The 4,362-nt window shown below is 68.9% G+C and carries 3 protein-coding genes and 1 pseudogene; all 4 read left to right on the forward strand.

Going from position 1 to position 4,362, the window contains the following annotated elements:
- Nucleotides 1–857, forward strand: a pseudogene (locus ABZ845_RS31755) (hypothetical protein); the annotation flags it as partial.
- A 579-nt stretch (nt 858–1,436) separates the two neighbouring features.
- On the forward strand, nt 1,437–2,135 hold the full coding sequence (locus tag ABZ845_RS31760; RefSeq protein WP_360986957.1) for a transcriptional regulator: 699 nt from the start codon (nt 1,437–1,439) through the stop codon (nt 2,133–2,135).
- Between the two features lie 32 nt (nt 2,136–2,167).
- Nucleotides 2,168–2,725: a DUF3291 domain-containing protein gene (locus tag ABZ845_RS31765; protein WP_360986960.1), complete on the forward strand. Its 558-nt coding sequence runs from the start codon at nt 2,168–2,170 to the stop codon at nt 2,723–2,725.
- A 313-nt stretch (nt 2,726–3,038) separates the two neighbouring features.
- Nucleotides 3,039–3,992, forward strand: coding sequence for a DUF5996 family protein (locus ABZ845_RS31770; RefSeq protein ID WP_360986963.1), 954 nt, complete (start codon nt 3,039–3,041; stop codon nt 3,990–3,992).
- Nucleotides 3,993–4,362: the final 370 nt, after the last annotated feature.

The following is a 4,362-nucleotide window of genomic DNA, read 5'->3' on the forward strand; positions in this document are numbered from 1 at the left end:
TCTTCCATGTCACCTCCACCGGTGACCTCCGGCTCGACGACGTCACGATCCGCGGCGGCAACGCACCCGATGACGGGGGAGGCATCCTCGTCGACAGCTCCGGCACGCTGAGGCTCAAAGATGTCACCCTCGACAACAACACCGCCGGCACCGAGGGAGGCGGCGTCGATGTCGAGTCAGGAGCCACGGCGGACATCACCCGCAGCCAGTTCACCTTCAACAACGCGGGCAGCATGGGCGGAGGCCTGCAGTCGGACGGCAACGTCACCACCGACGGGGTCGTGTTCGACCGCAACCACACCGGGTCTTTTGGCGGGGCCATCGACCATGAGAGCGGTGACTCGGTCTACCGCAACACGATCCTGAAGAACAACACCACGGACGACAGCAGCAATGGCGACGGCGGGGGCATCGACCTCGACGGCGGCACCACGCAGTTCATCAACAGCAAGATCATCAACAACACCACCGCAGGCACGAACGGCGGCGGGATCGCGAACGGGAGCGCGTCCACGCTGACGCTCATCAGGACAGAGGTCTCCGGAAACGTCGTCGGAGGCGCAAACGGCGTAGGCGGCGGCATCATCAACTACCCCGGCGCCACGCTGGTGCTACGGGACAGCAAGGTCGACCGCAACAGCGCGAACGGTTCCGGCAACGCACAGGCCGGCGGCATCTACAACGACTCCGGTACGGTGACGCTCGATCACAGTGAGGTGAACAACAACGCCTCCACCACGGCACCGGGCGGCGTGTGGACCGACACCCAGTTCATGGGGACCCGGTCACAGATCAGGGACAACATCCCCACCAACTGCGACGGCAGTCCCGTCATCGTCACCGGCTGCGTCGGCTGACCCGACACGAACCAACGACGGGTGAGCCGCCCTCTCCTGGGCGGCAGGCACGCTTCACGGGGGCGGCGGGCGGCGGGCGGCGGGCGGCGAAGACGATCGAGTGGTGATTTCTGGTCCTGCGGTGTGTCAGGGGTCGGTGCTGTGGGTGGAGCGTTTCGATGAGCACCGCTCGAGTTCGTCGTCGGCCCGGGGCGAGCCCGGGCGCCGCACCGTCGTGAGGAGTCCCCGTGAGAGCGAATCTCGCCCCGCCGTCCCTCACAGTTGCGCTGATCCTGGCTGGTACGGCCACTCCGGCCGCGGCCCTCGGCCACGGCGGGCACGGCGGACACGGCACACCGGTGCCAGGGCGGCGGTGCGGGAGCCGGCGCCGCGCGCGAGTGCCGGCAGGGCCTGCCTGCCCGCGCTCAAGCGCCGCCGCCGGGCACCCGGAGCGCGTCGGAAGGCGCGGAGTGCGAGGCGACGATGGTCGCGGTGGGGCGAGGGGGCAGCTGGCCGGCTGAGGGTGTTCTTCAGGGTGCGCCGGCCGGGGCTGCGTCCCGCGGTTCTATCTCCAATGTGTGTCGTTTCTAGAATGGCCGTGTGAAAGACATTGACGCGATCGCGGCGTTGCAGGATCCGGTGCGGCGCCGCCTGTACGAGTACGTGGTGGCGCAGGGCCGCGAGGTCGGCCGTAATGAGGCCGCCGAGGCGGTCGGGGTGGCGCGCACGCTCGCCGCGCACCATCTGGACAGGCTGGCCGAGGTCGGGCTGCTGGAGAGCGGCAGCCGCCGCCTGACGGGTCGCGCGGGGCCGGGGGCGGGCCGCCCGGCCAAGGTGTATACGCGAGCGCCGGCCGAGCGGGCGGTGTCGCTGCCCGCCCGTGACTATCGCACCGCCGCCGAGTTGCTCGCCGAGGCCGCCGAGCAGGCCGGGCTGGATGCCGGTCTCTGTGCGGCCGCGCGCCGCCGCGGTGAAGCCCTGCGCGGCGCGGCGGCACCCTGCGGTGGTCTCGAAGAGGCCATGGAGATGCTGGCCGCTCGCGGCTACGAGCCGCACGTGGAGGCCGCCGACGATGCCGACGGCGCCAAGGCGGCGTCCGGGACGGGCGCGCGCGTCGTCCGTATGCGCAACTGCCCTTTCCATGCTGTCGCCGAACGCTTCCCGCCGCTGGTCTGCGGCATGAATCTCGCGCTGCTGGAGGGGCTGCTCGGCACGGACGGTCCCGTCCGTGCCCGCATGGATGCCCGGCCGGGGGCGTGTTGCGTGGTGATCGAGGACTCTAAAAACAATCAGCGTTGACATAGAAAAGTGAGCCATGCTGGGATGACGTCATGACCGCATCCAGGCATGCCGCCCACCTCGCCCACCTCAACGTCGCCACGCTCCGATACCCCCTCGACGACCCGCGCATAGCGCCGTTCGTCGAGTTGCTCGACCCGGTCAACGCCGCTGCCGACGGTGCGCCCGGCTTCGTGTGGCGGCTTGCGGAGGAGGGGGAGGCCGACGCCACCGGCCTGCGCCCGGCGGGCGAGAACGTCATCGTCACGCTGTCGGTGTGGGAGAACCAAGAAGCCCTGTGGGACTTCACTTACCGCAGCGGGCACTTGGAGGCCATGCAGCGGCGTCGCGACTGGTTCGAGCGGCACGTCGAGGCGCACCTGGTGCTCTGGTGGGTCCCCGCCGGTCACCTCCCGACCGTTGACGAGGCCCTGGAGCGGCTGGCGGACCTGCGGGCGCACGGGCCGTCCCCCCGCGCGTTCACCTTCACCTCCTCCTACACCGCCGCCGAGGTCACCGAGTACCTGCAAGAGGTGCCGCCGGCGCAGCAGCCCGAGCAGGCGGCCCGGAGTGCGCAGCCGACGTCGGCCGGGGGTGCGGCGGCGGTGTAGCGCAGGCGCGCGTGTGTCTCGCTGCACCCTCACTGGCCTCAGCCACGCTATCCCTGACGTCGACCAGAGCAAGCCGCGATGGCGGGTCCGTGGCAATGGCGGGAGCTGATCACCGTGCCGTCATGAAGACACGCGGCTGCCGGCTCAGTACGTCGGACGCCCGGTGCCACCGAGCGGGCAGGACCCTGACCTGCGTGTGAGAATTGGGTACTGGATCGCAGTTCGGTGTCGAGGCTCGCCCGTTGCCGCATGGGGCGGGCGCAGCACCTGATGCCCGTCCCGCTGATCCCATCAACACGCTGGGAGGCTCCCTGTGAGCGAATGTCTCAGTGCATGGCCGACGCTGGCCTATGAGGACCTGGCGCCCACGGTTGACTACGTGAACCGGGTGGTACAGGTCGCAGGCAAGTACACCCTCGACGAGCCCTTCGAAGTCGGCTGGGGAAACATCGTCCTCGATGTCACCCCCCGGGGGCTCAGTACGCCGACCCTTCGGCAGCAAGGCCTGACCTTCGCGGTGCATTACAGCTTGCTCGACGGTGGCGTAGTCATCGAGACCGACAACGGCTCGCGGACGGTGCCGTTGTCCAAGGGATCAGTCGCCGCGTTCTATGCGTCCTTCTGCGATGCGGCAGACGAGCTCGGCATACACCGACCGCGCACCTCGTTGATCTGTGAGATTCCGGATGCCCCGCCGCACTTCGAGGACGATCAGGTCGAACGCACCTGGGATGGCCACGCGGCCCGGCTGATCTGGACAGCGTTCAACCTCGCCGCTGACGGGCTCGAGGCGTGGCAGGCACCCTTCCTGGGACACCGCCCCCGGGTCGGCGTGATGTGGGGCGGCTTCGACCTGTCCGCCACGCGTTACCGGGCGCAGCCCACCGTGCCGCCTCCCCACCAGCCGCCGTTCATGCAGAACGCCCAGCTCGACGCGTACGTGTCGGTGGGATTCTCCTTCGGGGATGCCAAGGCGCCGAACGTCGGCATGTACGCGTACATCTGGCCCCAGCCCGATGGTCTCGGGGACCGGTACTGGGGCGTTGAGGGCGCCGCCTGGCATCCCGACGCTGGTCTGGTCCGTCTGCCGTGGGCCAAGCTCAGGGAGACAGCGGACCCGCACCAGGCCATTGTGGCGTTCGGTGACGCCGTCTACGATGCCGCTGTCGAGACGGCAGGCTGGCCGTCCGACCTCGTCGGACCCCGCGTCGCGGGTTGGTACATGAGCAGGACACCACCCGCGCCCGTTCAGCACCAGCGCGGCTGACTCAGGTCGTCGCTGCGTTGAGGGTGAACGTCGCCTGATGCGGCACCAGTCAACACCACGGCCCAGGTTGGGAACCATCTCCCTGACCTTGGCCTGGAGCGGGTGACGCGAATCGGACCCGCGCTCTGGGCTTGGGAAGCCTGGGTGCTTCAAGCGTGGGGACCCTGCTGAGCTGAAGCAGAGTGGATGTCAAAAACCCCTAGAAACCGCCGATCGATCCGGGGCCTTTTCCCTTGTGCCCCCGGCAGGATTCGAACCTGCGACACCCGCTTTAGCCTCGCGCTTTCGCGAGTGGGGCCGTCCGGGTCTTGATCAAATAAGTGGAGAGTGCTGCTGACCTGCAACGATTGGACTTGTCGAGGGTCCTGTC

Source organism: Streptomyces sp. NPDC047022, from assembly GCF_040644155.1.
Taxonomy (GTDB): domain Bacteria; phylum Actinomycetota; class Actinomycetes; order Streptomycetales; family Streptomycetaceae; genus Streptomyces.